The organism is Nocardioides sp. GY 10113 (assembly GCF_004919105.1).
Classification (GTDB): domain Bacteria; phylum Actinomycetota; class Actinomycetes; order Propionibacteriales; family Nocardioidaceae; genus Nocardioides.
Genome location: NZ_STGK01000007.1, coordinates 1 through 15053 on the forward strand (window position 1 = coordinate 1; position 15053 = coordinate 15053).

At 70.4% G+C, this 15053-nt stretch carries 5 protein-coding genes; 3 read left to right on the top strand and 2 right to left on the bottom strand.

Going from position 1 to position 15053, the window contains the following annotated elements:
* Nucleotides 1-25 precede the first annotated feature (25 nt).
* Both E8D34_RS10620 and E8D34_RS10625 read right to left on the bottom strand, forming a co-directional pair.
* The gene (locus tag E8D34_RS10620; RefSeq protein WP_136594617.1) at nt 26-1153 is read right to left on the bottom strand and encodes a hypothetical protein; all 1128 of its coding nucleotides are present in this window, start codon (nt 1151-1153) and stop codon (nt 26-28) included.
* Nucleotides 1154-1612: 459 nt separating this feature from the next.
* Entirely contained in the window at nt 1613-3979 is a 2367-nt protein-coding gene (locus tag E8D34_RS10625; RefSeq protein ID WP_136594618.1) for a hypothetical protein, read from the bottom strand.
* A 712-nt stretch (nt 3980-4691) separates the two neighbouring features.
* Here E8D34_RS10625 and E8D34_RS10630 point away from each other — a divergent pair.
* The 3 genes from E8D34_RS10630 to E8D34_RS10640 are packed head-to-tail and all read left to right on the top strand — an operon-like array spanning nt 4692 to nt 14985.
* Nucleotides 4692-10997 (top strand): hypothetical protein, encoded by a 6306-nt coding sequence (locus tag E8D34_RS10630; RefSeq protein WP_136594619.1) that lies wholly within the window; start codon nt 4692-4694, stop codon nt 10995-10997.
* Entirely contained in the window at nt 10994-13030 is a 2037-nt protein-coding gene (locus tag E8D34_RS10635; protein ID WP_136594620.1) for an MBL fold metallo-hydrolase, read from the top strand. The genes E8D34_RS10630 and E8D34_RS10635 overlap by 4 nt, the downstream gene beginning before the upstream one ends.
* An 11-nt stretch (nt 13031-13041) precedes the next feature.
* A complete protein-coding gene (locus tag E8D34_RS10640) occupies nt 13042-14985 on the top strand; it encodes a serine/threonine-protein kinase (protein WP_136594621.1) in 1944 nt (647 codons plus the stop codon).
* Nucleotides 14986-15053 lie beyond the last annotated feature (68 nt).

Here is a 15053-nt window from a genome sequence, read left to right on the forward strand (position 1 = left end):
TGGCCCCGACCGCCGTCCAGGCGGCCTAACCCCAACTGTCACCTGTCCGTGCAGCAGTCCCGGTCGAGGCGTAGGCCCGTACATAGGGCCCGACGTCCACGCCGAGACTGGGGCCGTCATAGGAGAGGTAGTGGAAGTCGACGTTGACCAAGGCGGTCACCTTCGCGTCGATGTTGCCCTTGATTCCCCAGGTTCTGCTGACCAGCGCGGGTTTGGTGGTCTCGTCGGTGTTGAAGGCGTACTTGCCCTTGCTGTAGGTCAGTTCCGCTGCGGTCGTCTGTCGGAAGGTGGCCTGTGCGCCGCCCTTGACCGAGGCGTTGAACTCGCCGTAGATCGAGGGGGTAAGGGTGGGGCACACCTGTCCGAGGCCGTACGGGAGCACGGCGCAGGTCATCTTGACCCGGGCGTTGTCGAAGGTCTTCTCCCCCGACCACGAGCCTGCTGCAGCGGCGGTGAGCGCGACCTTCGCGGTGACTGTGTTGGCAACCGTCGCGGTCGCGTCGACGCGGGGAGGCAGCACGCCGCCGTCCACGTTGAACCCGAGCGAGAAGTCGTTGGTGAGGGTGAGAGCGCCGCGGATGTAGTTCGCGCCCGAGCCCCATTGCGCGGTAAGCGTCCACTGGTTCGCTTTGGAGACGTTGATACCCGCCCGCGCCGCCCGTGCGCTCGCGCGCGGGCTGGACGGCACGACCAGGTCAGAGTTGTCCCAGGACAAGTCCGCATCGACGTTCTGCGCGACCTCCCAGATGCTGAGAGACGGCCCATGCAGGGTGATCGCGTTGTCTGTGGGATGGATCGCGTCGATTCGGCGGATCACGACGTCCTCAGCATCGCGTGGAGCTACGAGCGCCTGACCGACCTGCAGATCGCTAAACGGCGGCTCGTTCGGCACCGACAGCTCATCCTCGGAGAGCACGACGACTTGTGCCGCGTTCTGGTCGCTCAGCCGGACGGCGGGCGGCGCGCTTGCGTCCGACGCCGAGGTCGAGGCGAGTCCGGGGACCGGGGTGGCGGCCGAGGTCCGAACGCCCGTGTCGACAACGGCATTGGGAGTCGCCTGCGCCGGACTCGCCGAGGAGAGTCCAGCCGTGACCAGAGATGCTGAGACAAGAACCGCAACGGCGGCAACGCCCCGCGCGAATGGGTTGTGCAAGGTGACGGGTCTCCTTCGAGAGAGTCACCGAGAGCGCGCACGGGCGACCGCCCGCGATGCTCCGACGCCCGGGCCGTCGCCCGCGGAGACCGTGGTGAACTAACCAGACGAACCCTCCAGTCTCGGCGACGGCAGGACCCCGAAATTGCGCCAGCCACCGACCCGCGAAACAAAGTCAGGCTGATCTGGGCGGGATCTGCCCTTCGGCAGTGATTCACACCCTCTACCCCGCAGCGGTGGAGTCGCCACCGAGACAGCAGTCGCGAGAGAGCTCCGCACGATGAGTTGACAACTCCACGTGCCGCCTGAGTGCCCAGCAGCCCCGGCTGCTTCAGCTGGTGGCGGATTGCGTTGGGAAGTAGGGCCTGACGGCCGCACCCGTCGCGTGAGGCACCTGGGGTGCGGGGTCTGGGGCGCCGGGCCGCGAGAGCTGGGGGCGGAGGTGCCGAACAGCCTGCGTCAAGGCGCGATCTCCTTGCCGATGTCGAGAACAAGCGTGGTGCTCGGGTCCGCCATGAAGGCGTCGAACTCGTCCTGGCTACCGAAGATCGGGGCGCCGGCGTATTGAGTGGCGATCGCGGCAAGATCGCGCAGCCTGGCATCGGGGTCTTCACCGTCGGCGTCGTGGGTGAGCCGGTCGAGGGCCGGCAGCACGTGCTCGGTGAATCCGATCCGGTACTGCTCGGCCAGTCGACCGAGCTCCGCCCGCTCGTCTGCACAGCGGACTTCCAGTTCGGCAGTCTCCTGGATCAGAGCGTCGTACGCCGCGTCCCATTCCTGCGCTGGGTCCCGGCCGACGAGTGCAAGTCGGACTCCCCGCACAATGATGGCCGCGGCGTACTGGCCAACGATGCCGCCAACCAGCGCGCCGACGGCCTGGTTCGGGATCACTTTGCGCCCGACCGCCGCACATGCCCAGACCGCCACGGATTCAGTCACGGTCTCCGTCGCAGCGAGGGCCGCCTCGGCCGCCGTGAGGCGTCCCGTTGCGAGTCCGTGTGCCACGACTGCGACGTCCAGGCTCGCCTTCGCCATCGCGACACCGAGATCGCTCTCGGCGAGGACTCTCCGGAAGGGGTTCGTTGCTCCATCGGCAACGGCCTTCTGCGCCGTGGATTGAATGATGCTCCCGGCGGCGGCGGTAGCTGCCGAGGCGGCACCTGCGCGAGCCGTGCGAATGGTGGCGTCTGTCCACGACAGACCATCGAAGGTCCCGTGTTCCAACACATGCCGCGCGGTGTCGGTCGCGATTGTCACGAGTGCAGCAGATCCACCTGCGGAGACGGCCGCACCTACTGCTTGACGGAATTGAGTGTCGCCAAAGAGGCCGTTCACATAGCTGAGTGGATCGTCGGTGATGTCGGCGAGCCGGGTGGTGCTCACTGGGTCCGAGGCGACGTCGCCGGCCGTGATCCTGTCGGTGAGGCGTTCCTGGACACTCTCGTATCGGTCGTGGAACAGGCCGCGGGGCATCTCGAGGCGCCGTTCCAGGAAGTCCGCAGTCTCGACCCGATGATCCTCTGGGACCAGGAGTTGCATGTGCCCGTACTTGTCATTGGGCAGTCCGTTGGACGACATGCGCTGGACGTTGGTGCTGAGGACCTTGGCTTGAGCCTCGCCGATGACGTTGCCGGCACCGTCATGCAGCACGAGATCGGCAGGGTCAGTGGGTCGTCCGAGCCACTCGGTCATCCGTAGCCGGATGTCTGAGCCTTCGGCCATGGCGTTGAGGTTGAACGACAGTTCGTGCTTCCACTCGAAGTAGTGGCCACGCTGTTGAGCGATCGTGCGGTTTGAGAACCGTGCCTGCATGCGTCGAATCAGGTCTGGCTGTTCCAGTAGGTAGCCCAGTTGCTGGCGTTCGCGCTCAGTCGCTACTCGCGCGATCTCCCAGGCCGCGATGTCGGTGACCGTTGCACCGGTGCGCGGGGTGGAACGCGCCGCAGCCGCTGCTTTGGCGGCATCGAGAGTTTGCGGGGAATGCGGCTCGAACTCACCTTCGGTGGTCATGCGCGAGGTCGCGATGACCGCGGCGACGATCTGCGCGAGACCGACAAGCTCGGCAACGATCGCTCGCTCGTCGGCTGCGTAGGTCTCGTAGCTGTTGTTGCTCTGGACCAAGGCACGGAACGCCGGAAGCCGCCCGATCCCCAAGTCCGTCAGTCGCGTCAGCACCTGCGCGGCGTCCTCGTACCGACGAGCGGCGAACTGCGTCTGATCGGTGGCGAGCTGCTTCAGCAGCTCATCTTGCGCGGCAGCCAGTTCGGACACCTGCTGCTTGCGCTGCTCGGTCGAATCGTCGCGGGTTGACCACAGCAGTAGGGCGACGGATCCTGCGGCCAACAGGCTGCCCGCGACCAGTCCCTTGTTCGCCAGGAGTTGGCCACGTACGCCGCGCAGGGCTTTGATCGTCTGCTTGGTGGCCCTGGACTGCAGGGCACGGTTTACGCCTGCCGGGAGGTGTCGGAGCGAGCCGAGCGCGTACGCCACGTTGGTGGCCACCCCGCCAGCCTTGACGAGAGCGTCGACAACATCGAGCGCGGCCACGCGGACGTCAGCGTCGACCTCACCGAGTTCGGGGACGGCGTCCACCGTGGGAACGTCGCCCAACCGGACGTCATGGATCGCCCGGAATGCCTCGGCAAACGGGGCGAGCAATTTGTCGATCGCATCGTCGTGGGCTGCGAGCAGCGCCGCCTCAGCGTCTCGAAAGCGGTCATTGGCTCGAGCGCGCTGTTCCTCGGAGTGCTCGCCGGCTTGCTCGTCGTCTCCCGGCGCCGACTCAACGGTGGGCTGCGGCACGTCATTGTCGGGTCCAGGCGCCATCGATCCTCCAAACCGGGCGGTCGCATCTGTCACACCACCAATGGCTGCGCGGCGGCCGCACGATGCGGCTGCACCGTCGGCCGAGCGTTCGGATTGTGGCATTGGGGCCCGACGGATGTGGCACGTCCCGGCATCTTCCCGACCCGAGACAGCCCCGGAGGGCGACAAGGGACCGACGAACCGGTGGCCTCGTCGCCGAGCCTCGCAATGGCCTCAAGCGAGGTCGACAGTTAGCTCGTCGGCGGCCCGACAAGCTCGCCGCGGCCGACCAGTTCTCGCACTGCTCTGCTGCAGCCGGACTGGCGGGCGCCAGCCTCGTCCCTGAACGAGATCACCGGCGGTTCAGCGCAGGTCTCTCCGTGCCAGGAGCACTGCCCGGCAGCCGCCTTCGTTCCGGCTCCGTGGAAGGCCGCGTCGTACCGGATCGCTGTGATCATGGCCCTCGAGGCTACGCCCGGCGTCGCCCCCGCTCCGCGTCCCGGTCCTCAGGACGGCACGGTGCAAGGTCGGCAGGGTGCGAGGTCGGCAGGGAGAGCGGCGGGATGATGATCTTGCTTGCCCGGCCCGCCCTGGCTACCGCGTCGGGTGTGCTCGGCCGCCGGAATCGAGGCGAAGCGTTCGCTCGTGACCATCGATTTCCGAAGGATCGACGTATCTGTCGGATCCCAGAACTAACCTTCGCGGGGTTCAGCAACGGGCAAGGAGGAACCGCGTGACCGACGCCGCAGATCATCTCGACGCAGCATGGCCAGATGCGAAGGAGGTGTTCGCGGTCTACGACCCCGAAGCCCGGGCACGTGAGGTCCTCGATCGGGTGACCGCGGCGGATGTGTTCCGCGCCGCGAAGACGAACAACGGGTTGCGCGACTCGCTGGCCAGGATGCTTGGGCTCAGCTCGGGTAAGTTCTTCAAGCAGGCCATGGCGGGGCGTGCGCTGGATCTTGCGCGCACCTGCGAGGACTCCCGGTGGCACCTCTTGGGGCAGTCCGCCGGCAGCATCATCAGCACCCTCGACGACGACCCCGAGGCTTGGGCGCGGTGGACCGAGGGCGACGGGACCGCACTCGGCTGGTTCGGATCTGACGACACCTTCGCGGAGATACTGCCGACGGTGGTCGACATGCTCGGGGACGCTCTCGTCCGCCTGGGAGCCTTGGCCGAGATGGACAGGCCCGGGGGTGCCGTCATGCCGGCGTTGATCCTGCTGGCTGGGGTGGACTCCGATGCCGCCGAAGCGCTCGAGAAGCTGGCTGTGGACCACCCCCGGGTGCCGAGGCCGCCAGCCTGGCGGGGATGGACGCCTCCTGAGGACAGCTGCTCCTCGCCCGACCCCGACCCGGCCGACGAGGTTGCAGGCGCCGACGACACACCAGCGGACGCGGCGGCCCCGTCGACCGCGGACGCCCCTGCGGACGCCACGGACACCCCCAATGCCTCTGTCCTCGAGCCGACCGGCACGGCCCCACTCGACCCGGCGGCGGACTGGGAGCGCGCATCTGAGATGTCACGCGCGGTTACCCGCGATATCGACGAAGGGCGCATGCCCTCGACCGGGCTCCTCGAAGGTTTGCTCGAGTTCGCCGAGGCCGTCGCGGACCTTGCCGAGGAGCTTTCGTCGACCACAGGACTCCCCGTTCCCGCAGAGCGGGCCGCGATCCTCGACGCCCTGGCCCGCCTCGAGCACGAGGACGACGTGCGCACCGAGCAGCTCCAGCTGCTGGGCCGCCTGCTCGGCGTCGACACCCGGCCGCCCGGTGGCCTCGTGGACCAGCTCGCACGGCTGCGCGGATTGGTCGAGGAAGCCGTCGCCATCGGCGAGGAGCACGAGGCCTTCGACGGACTGCTCGCGCTCGCGCTGCTCGCCTCGAGCAACGCGGACACGCCGGTCGAGGATCTCCTTGAGCTGGAGAGCCGCGCCGAGTCCGGCCTCCCGGTGGAGCTGAGCCACGTCGTGGCCCATGCCGGCCGCTCACGCCTCAGCATCCCCGACGAGGCCCCCGCCGCAGCGGCGAACGCTGAAGATGACCCGGCCGCCACGGCGGACGGCAACGACGCCGCTGACCCGGCGGGACCATCCGAGGTCGACAGCGCCCAGCCGGAGGGCACCTCGGGCAGCCGCAGCGACGACGCCATGCAGCCGCAGGAGCCCACGGCGAGCGCCCCAACTCCCTCCGAAGCCGACGAGGTGCCGACCCTCGCGGGGTCGGGCGACCACGCTGCCGACGCATCACGCTCCACGAGTACCGCGCTCGACACGGAGGCCCCGACTCCCGCGGGGGATGCGCTCGGCTCGTCCGACGCCGCCAACCACTCCGTTACCGCCGACGGCCAGCAGCCCGAGGGCGTCTCCCCCGAGTCCGGACAGTTCTCCGCCGCGGACAAGGGCAGCGTGGAAGACCTCGAGGCCGCCGTGCTCGCGGACCTGGCCCGCACTGGGTCACGGCTCCTGCGCAGCCCCTCCCAGGCGTCGGAGACCGCCGCATCGACGTCCGATTCGCAGGAGGACCGGGCCGACGGCCTATCAGAAGGCCGCGATGGCGCATCCGAGCTTGCGGTCGTTGAGGAGCCGGAGGCGGATCTCCCGGCACGCCCTGCCCACCCGGCCTCCGAGGCACGGGCCGCAGAGGTCGAGGTGGGTCTGCTCGACGCAGACCGGTTCGGCCTCGCCTCCCACCTGCACACCACGGCTGCCTCGATCGCGGCTCGACGCCTCGCCGCGTGGGCTGTCGGCATGGTCGGCTCGGCCGGCCCAGTCGCCACGGCTTTCTCGGCTGCCACCCACGACATCTCCCGCTCCGCGCTCGCCGACGACCGTGCCGGGCAGTGGCTGGCGTGGGCCGCAGCGCTCCGCGTCTCGCTGATCTCGCCGGCCGTCGGCGCGCCCCTGCTGCTTACCGAGCTGCAGCCGACCCTGGCGGACCTGCGAGCGACCAGCCAGGTCGCGGAGGCCTTCATCCAGGCCGCCCAAGCCGGCGCGATCGCGCTCCCCATGGTCTCCGACGTCGGCGAGGCCGAAGCCGGCGCCGAGACGGCCGCCGACGAGGCCAGGGCGCTGCTCGACGGAGCCGCCACCTTCAAGATCAAGTATGTTCCCGCGACCGGCGTGTACAAGGCGTGGATGTCACGCGACGGGCGCCTGGGCCGCCTGCTCACGCTGGTCGCCGCGAACGACCCGGAAACGGTGCCGGAGGTTCTGCGCCAGGTGGGGTCGCTCGAGCGGGACGCTGATCGCGCCATCGACGACACGTTCCACGGGATGCGCGGACGCAACAAGCGCAACGAGATCAACGGCGGCGCCCGCCAACAGCTCCTCGGGCTCTGGGCCGACAGGGTCGACCTGGCGCGCCGCTGGGCCGCCCGAGCAGGCGACGCCAGCCAGCGGCGCGAAGCGGTGTGGGCCGACCAGCAGCACGCGCGGCCCCTGGAGAAGCTGCGCCGCGACCTCTACCCCCTCGTGGACCCGGCACGACAGGAGCTGCGCCGCCACGCCGCAGCCTGCCCCGACCCGGTCGAGTCGGCCGCCGTCGGCGCTGCGGCGCGGATGATGGAGGACGCCATCGAGTTCGCCAACGGCCATCCTCCGCGCGGCCCGGAGGCCGACCCTTCGTGGCTGACCGGCCACGAACTCCTCGCCAGCGGCCTGCCGTTGACTGCGAAGCCGCTCGCGCTCACCGCGGGGGTGCCGCACGACGAAGTGGTCGCCGCCATCGCCGCCATCAGCGACGTCCCGTTCGGTCCGATCGCCACCTACGACCGGCTCGCCTCCTGCGATCAGCACCACCTCACGAGTGTCCTGGTCCGCCACCTCGACTCGGCCGGCGCGGAGGCGGCCGACACCTTGGCCACCCGCCGCCGCGACGACGTCACCGCGGCACGGCGGCGCCTGGCCGAGGAGTCCGCCGCGGTCGAGCAGTCGCTGCGCTACCGTCGCCGGCAAGCCACCCTCTCCGCCGACCAGGCGGAGGAGCTGGCCGCGCGGCTGGCCGTGATCGATGCCGATCCGAGCGCCGACTTCCCCGCCCTGCGAGCCGAGCTGGCCACCGTGCAGGACGCGTGCGACAAGGCACAGACGCAGGCGACCGAGGCGGCGCGGGCGCAGGTCGCACACCTGGCGGAGACCAATGCCACGATCGCGCAGCACCAGTCCCTGCTGCTCGCGTCGATGGATTCCGGCGACGTGGCGGTGGCGCTGGAGTACGTCGACCAGCTCCTGACCACCGGGCGACTCCCTGAGACCGACACGTCGCGGGAGGTGTTCGAGGCCTTCTACCCGGCGGTGCCCAGCCTCGACGGGGTCGACACCGTCGTGACGAGGCTGCGCGACTCGATGGCGTCTGCGAACGACGACGCGACGGTCGCTGCGCTGCGTGCCGCAGCCGACCCGGACGGCATCGCCGAGCTCCGTCCGGGGCTGAGCGCGGCGTTGGAGTCCTGGTCCGGCCTCCGCAAGACCAGCGGGGTCCAGATCGATACCGCGCTGCGTCAGGTCCTCGCCCAGATCGGCTTCGATTTCCGAATCGCCACCCGGGAGAAGGGCGCCTACACCGGCCCCGGCAGCTACTGGCGCCTGTCCGGGGTGACCGGTCACGGCAAGGCATTGACGCCCGTCCTCGGCTCGCGAGCGTCGCGGACCCCGAACGTGCTGCATGTGGCCGTGGTGCCCAAGGTCGTGGATCCTGCCCAGCTGGTCGGCCTGTTCTCTCGGCTGCCGAGCGAGGAAACCGTCGTCGTGCTGTACCTGCCCGGTTCACTGTCCACGGTCGCGCGTCAGCGAATCGCGCAGGACTCCCGGCGCCACGCCCGACCGCCCGTCATCGTGGTGGACCAGGCCGCGTTCTGCTTCGTGGCGCTGGCCCCGGGGCGGCCGCGACACACGCTGGCCACCCTCACGCTGCCGTTCACCGGCGAGTCACCGTACGCCGACCGCGCCACGCGCACGCCCCGCGAGATGTTCTATGGGCGGACTGTCGAGCGCGCCCAGGTGATGGACCTGGATGGCCCCTCGTTCGTCTCGGGCGGGCGTCAGCTCGGCAAGTCCGCGCTGCTGTGGGCGGCCGACGAGGCGTTCGACGACCACGACGCCCGGCGCTCGGTGGTCTGCGACATCCGCACCGTGGGCGCGACCGGTGACCCGGAGCGAATCTGGGTCGAGGTGCGGCGGGCGCTCGTGGAGGACAACGTCCTCGAACGGCCGCCGGTCGACGCCGACGACTCCCCCGACGCGATCGCGTCGGCGATCGTGTCCTGGCTCGACGCCGACGACCGGCGCCGCCTGCTGATCATGTGCGACGAGGCCGACGCCTTCTTGGAGGCCGACGCCCACGCCGGCAGGTTCCACCACATCACCTTGTGCAAGCAGCTGATGGAGTCGACCGACCGCCGGGTGAAGTTCGTCTTCGCTGGACTGCACACGACGACACGGTTCGAGAAGCTGCCGAACCAACCGCTGGCCCACCTCGGCCGACCGGTCGTCGTCGGGCCGTTGGCCCCGCAACCGGCGTTCGACCTGGTGACCCGACCGCTCGCCGCCCTCGGCTACCGGTTCGCCGACGAGCGAAGCCAGGCAGCTCGGGTGATGACGTTCACGAACAGCGTCCCGTCGCTGATGCAGCTGTTCGGGCAGGCGCTGGTCACCTACCTCGCGGCGCGCCCCGTCGGCAACGGACCGACTTGGGAGATCACCGACGAGGACCTGACGGCGATCATGGACGACACCAAGCTCCAGGCTCAGTTCCGCGAGAAGTACCTGCTCACGCTCAACCTGGACCCGAGGTACAAGGTGATCGTCTATGCCTGCGCGCTGCACGCGTATGCCGATCCGGCCTCGACAGGCCAGCTGGTCGGCGACCTCGAGGAGACGTGCCGATCGCAGTGGCCCGAGGGGTTCGGCGAGCTCTCCGCGGACCACTTCGAGTCGCTGGCCGAGGAGTGCTGCCACCTCGGCGTGCTCACCAGGGACGGCGAGCGCTACCGGCTCCGGACACGCACGCTGCTGTCACTTCTCGGCACCGAGGACCAGGTCACCGACGTGCTGGCTTCTGCGTCGGAGCGCCTGACGCTCCCTGCCCAGACCGACGTGTTCTCGCACCGCGCACTGACTGGCAACAAGGCACCGGCCCCGCTGACGGCCCGGCAGACCTCGACGATGCTCAACGGGCAACCCCGGGTGATCATCGCTGCGGGAACTCCGGCGACCGGCATCGACCGGGTCACCGACTACCTCAAGCGACTCCACACCGATCGCACCAGCAACCGCCTCGCCGTCTGGCCGGTGGAGAGCCCGACCCCGCAGGCCCTCTCGGAGGCTGCGACGGCGCTGCAGGTACCGGGCCTCCTCGTGGTCGACGCGTGCGGCCGCACCCCGGCCGCCGTGACCGCTCTGTTGGAGGCCGCCGACCGGGTGATCGGCGACCGCTCGGCACCCGGCGGGACTTCGGTCGTGGTACTGGTGGACCAGGCTTCCGGCCCGTCGTGGATCGGCCGCCCGAACCGCATCGAGGTCGGGCGGCTGGACGTGCCGGCCACCGTCATGTGGTGTGACGAAGCCGGAACCCGAGCCCACGCTCCCGCCGAGGGACGTCAGGTGCATGTGATCACCTCTGGCTGGCCCCGGCTCCTGATGGAGCTCAACCAGGCGCCAGCGGCCGCCGCGGCGGTCGACTGGCTGACCGCTCGCATCGCCAGCCGGATCGCCACCGAGGCCGGCGCGCGGGAGCTGCTGAGCGCCGCCGGCCTGGGCGGCAGCACCGAGGCATCCCGGGTCCTCCGCGCGGTCTTCGACCAGATCGCGGTCCTGACCAGTGCCGGGCCGACCGCACCCGAGGACGTGGCGGAGGTGATCGCCCTCGGCGACTACGACGCCCAGCACACCTTCGACGACGTCGCCAGGGTTCTCGGCTACAGCTCGGTCGCGAGCCTGGTGGACGTCCTCGCCGCGACCGGCGCCCTGGTCACCGGAGCCAGTGGCATCACCGCCGAGCCGCTGCTCGCGAAGGCCCTGCGGGTCCTGCCCGGATGAGCACCAGCACACCCGACACCGCGCCGCAGCACCCGTCGCTCGCCGGTCTCGATCCCTCCGTCGTCGCCGCGCTCGCGGCGGCGGCGGGGGCACTGGAACGCCTGACCGGTAACGGCGGGCTCCTGGGCGAGGTGCGGGGAGTCAAGGAGGTGCTGGCCCAGCTGGCCCAGTCGGCGTCGCTGAGGCAGCTGACCGCACGCACCCTCGCCAACGGTGCGTCCCTGTCCGACAGCGCAGAGCGCCTCCTCTCGGCTGACCCTGCGGCCGCGACGTCCGCCGCCAACGAGGTCCGCGCGCAGGTCGACGGTGCCGTCCGCGATGCGGCGCAGGCCAGGCGGCGGGAGCGACGTGCCGCGAAGTCAGCGTCCGTCGATCAGGTCCAGCTCGATCGCATGCGCCGCGAACGCGACTCTGCGCGCGAGGACCGCAACGCTGCACGCCGCAAGGCCGAGTACGCAACCCGGGAGGCCGCCGACCTGCGGCAGCAGCTGGCGGAAACCACCACTGCGCTCGCCGACGCGCAGCGTCAGGCAGAGGACGCCGCCCGGCACCTGTCCGGTCTCCGGGAGCGCCACGAGGACCTGACGTGGCTGGCAGGGGCGCTGCACACGACCATTGGCCGGCTGAGCAGGCAGCGGGAGGAGCGCGACACCACGGCGCAGCGTCTGCTCGAGCCGCTGGGGGCACAACTCGAACCGTTGCAGGCCGCGCTCCGGACGCTCACGTCGGCGCCCGCGACGACCCGGGACCTCGACCTGCGGGTGGAGATGCTCGGCGGGGTGGACATCGGTGGTTCCTGCGTCCTCGTCACGGCCGGCGACGACGCGGTCCTGGTCGACTGCGGCGCCGGCCCCGGCGCCGAGAACGGCCCCCCGCACCTGGACCGGATCGGACGCCGCCGGCTCACCGGGGTGGTGATCACCCACGCTCACAACGACCACGCGGGCTTCGTCCCGGCGCTCGTTGCTCGCCACCCCGGCCTCGGGGTCTTCGCCACCCCGGCGACGGTCGACCTGCTCGCGACCATGTGGCGCGACTCGGCGAAGGTGCTCGCCCGCCGTCCCTCGCCCGCCTACGGCAACCGCGAAGTCGACCGTGCGGTCGACGCACTCACCGAGATCGGATTCGGCTCGACACTCCGACTCGGCGACCTCGAGATCGAGCTGTTCCCAGCCGGGCACATCGTCGGGGCGGCCTCTGTCGTCGTGCGCGCCGGAGAGCGGCGGGTGGTGGTCTCAGGAGACGTCTCGACCTCCCGGCAGGCGACCGTCGACGGCTTCGCCCCCTCGAGCCTTGCCCAGGCCCCCGACCTCCTGGTGCTGGAGTCGACCTACGGCGCAGACCTCGCCCAGCAGCCGCGCGCTGAGGCGGTCTCGGCCTTCGTCTCGACCGCCCGCGAGGTGACAGATGCCGGTGGAGTCCTGCTCGTCCCAGCCTTCGCGCTCGGCCGCGCCCAGGAGGTCGCTCTCCTGTGCCAGGAGATGCTTCCTGGCGTCCCGGTCCTGATCGACGGCTTGGCCCGCGAGGTCTCGGAGGTCTACGAGCGGCATCTTCCCGAGGGCAGACGGGTCTTCGGGGGCGCGGTCAGGTCGGTGGCACGGGGCGGCACCGCCGAGGCCGTCAAGACCTTCCGCGGAGGCGTCGTCATATCGACCTCAGGGATGCTCCACCAGGGACCGGTGCTGTCCTGGGCCCGCCGCGTCCTGGACGACCCGAGATCGGGGCTTGCAGTGGTCGGCTACCAGGACGCGGAGTCGCCGGGACGTCGCCTGCTTCGCCTCGCCGAAGCCGGCGGTGGCTACTTCGAGCTACCGGGCCGGGATGGTGGAGACCCCGAGAAGGTCGAGGTTCGGGCGTCGGTGACCAAGTTCGGCCTGGGCGCGCACGCGAACGCGACACAGCTGTCCCAGATCGTGCAGCGTCTGCAGCCCAGCGGCCTGATGCTCGTGCACGGCGAGGAGCGGGCGCGCAGCATGCTTGGCAACCGGCTGCGGAGCATGGGCCACCACCTGCTGACCGAGACCTCGTGGTGAACGCTCGCCCCGTGATCGACACGCGCACCGTTCAACCGCTGGGCCCCCACGACCCCCGCCGGCTTGGGCCGTGGGAGCTTCGTGGTCGGCTCGGTGCCGGCGGCATGGGCGTGGTGTACCTCGGCCATGACGGCTCGCGCCTGGCCGCGGTCAAGACCATCGCGCCGTACCTCGCTGACTCGGAGGAGTTCCGCAGCCGTTTCCGCCGGGAGGTCGCGGTGGCCTCGGCCGTCGCCGGCCCCTTCATCGCCCGGTTGTACGACGCGGCCCCGGACGCCAGCCCACCATGGCTCGCCGTGCAGTACGTCGCCGGTCCAACGCTCGAGGAGGCCGTACGAGACCACGGTCCCCTGGCCGGGGTCGCGTTGGAGGCATTCGCTCTCACGACACTCGAGGCGGTCCATCAACTGCACGCCCGCGGCGTGCTGCACCGGGACCTCACGCCCGCCAACGTGATCCTGACCCCCGACGGCCCGGTCCTGATCGACTTCGGGATCGCCCGGCTCACCGACGGAACCGCGATCACCGCCACACGTCAGCAGGTGGGCTCCCCCGGGTGGATCGCACCTGAGGTCCTGCTGGGTCAAAGCGCAGGCACCGCTGCGGACGTCTTCGCCTGGGGCGCGCTGGTCGCCTACGCCGCTACGGGGCAGGGGCCGTTCGGCCGCGGCCCCGGCGAGGCGGTCACCTTCCGCGTCGTCCACGCTCACCCTGAGTTGGTGGGCCTTGAGGATCCCCTCGCCACGGTCATCGCAGAATGCCTGGCCAAGTCACCCGGACGCAGGCCGAGCACGTCCGCGCTCCGGCGCCGTCTCAGCGGCGCCGACGATGACGCCGGCACCGCGGAGGCGGTGACACAGATCGTCTCGACCTGGTCGTCTGCCACCTCGGTCCTGACCCGCGTCGCGGATCCGGTGATGCCGGGTGGGGGCGCGGGCACGTTGCGGACGGCCCATCGCCGGCGTCGGCGCCGAAACCTCGTAGTGGCGGCCGCTCTGGTCGCAGCGCTCGGCGTGTCGGTTCCTACGGCCACGCTCCTTCTCTGGGATCCGACGCCGGCGCACCGCACCTCGGTCTCGCCGCCGGCGTCGGCATCGGCATCGGCATCGGCATCGGATGGACCGCAACAGACGGCAAGCCCGACACGGGCCGGAGCAGAATCGACGCCAGAGATGCCGACCTCGGTCGTGACGGCCGCCGTTCCTGTTGACGACACCGCCCCGGGGCTCGTGACCACCATCGAGACCGAGCGCGACATGCAGAGGATGCTGGACTTCGCCCACGACAACATCCAGCGCGAGGTAGTCCTCGACCTCCTCCTGTCAGCGCCCATCGGGGGCAGCGTGGACGTAGATCACCGTGCGTCCGGCATCTACGGACTGGAGTACCTACGCGATCACCAGCCCTACGACGACTGCTCGCTGTGCGGACTAACCGTGCTGATCGCCGGGATGTCCGCCTCGGGAGATGCGTCGGTGTCGAGCGTCGGTCTTGAGGGGAAACTGACCGGAAGGTTCCTACTCCAGCGTGTCGACGTCGGGACCGGCGGATTCATCGCACTGGACCTCCGCGCCGTGGGATCGCCCGATGCGGCGGCGGCGCCAACGCCAGCCCCGTCCGGCGGCCTGACGCCCGCGGCGGACCTCGGTGTCCAGGACGAGTGCGCGCAGGGCACCAGGACCATCGGCGATTGGCCCGGCTTCGTCCTCACGCCCTACGCGCCCCGCGCGCACTCGGCCGCCACGCGCACGGTGCAGGACGTGCTCAACACCCTTGGCTGGGGCTGCCTGGTCGAGGACGGGATCTACGGCCCCAACACAGCGAGCGAGGTCCGCGCCTACCAGCGCTACAGGGGCTATGCGCCCGCCAACGGTCTTGTCGACGAGGGGACCTGGAACCTCCTGCGCGATGACGCGTGGGCCGGCGACGGGGCGTGTCCAATCGACGGGTGCTGACGTGTCAGGCAGCCCAACACCTCTCGAATGCCTTGTCGCGTTCCTGCCGTGAGGCGAGTTGACGCCCC